The organism is Vibrio sp. 2134-1 (assembly GCF_033339495.1).
The window spans coordinates 1-754 of sequence record NZ_JAWOUS010000349.1; the positions used below are offsets into that span (position 1 = coordinate 1).

A 754-nucleotide genomic window follows, 5' to 3' on the forward strand; every position below is an offset into this window, starting at 1 on the left:
TCAAAAAAGAGATGAACATGGCGAACGATCAACAAGAGCGTGCCATGGCATATCAACTAGCGATGACAATGGAGATGACACAATGATGATTTCTTCTTCACTGCCATCGTCAAATGCCGCTTCATCTTCAGAAGGCCGAATCACGCAAGCAAAAGATGTTCAAGGCTTTTCGCAGCGCAGTGCTTCAGGGCAAACACCTCTGAATCAATCCGCAGCATTATCAGAGCAAGCAGTACCAAGCTTTCGCCTTGCTGCACAAACTTTCTCAAGTGAAGAGCGCAAAGAGGCGACAACTGCAACAACGGAAGAAAATGCTGCTGTTGACACCACTGGAATGAATGTTCTTCTGAGTGCAACGACGCCAACTGAAACACCAGACCTTGCAGCGCAAGCGCAAACCTTGACGCAAGGCATGCTAAACATGGCTGAGAAATCGGTTGCGTCGTTCAACAAAGTCAATCCGTTGGAAGTAAAAGGTGAAGCAAAAACAACAAGCCCAGCGCAAGCTAATGCCTTGTTAAACACATCACCGCAACAACAAGATATTCAAACTAGCCAAACAGCTTCTGCGAATGCACGCGTGAATACCTCTGCCGTAGACTTTCAAGCATTGTTGAACCAACCAGCGCAAGGGCAAGCAACGACTGCACCACTGAACGTTCAAACTTCTGCTCCGTCCGCTCAAGCAGTGAGCGCTGCGACAGTGGCTCATGCTCATACGCAAGGCTCAGAGTGGGCAGCAGTGAAAGTGGAC

The 754-nt window shown here is 48.7% G+C and carries 2 pseudogenes; both read left to right on the forward strand.

The window, feature by feature from the left end:
• A pseudogene (locus R7R78_RS25910) lies at positions 1 to 86 on the forward strand (LafD); the annotation flags it as partial.
• A pseudogene (locus R7R78_RS25915) lies at positions 83 to 754 on the forward strand (flagellar hook-length control protein FliK); the annotation flags it as partial. The pseudogenes R7R78_RS25910 and R7R78_RS25915, both read left to right, overlap by 4 nt.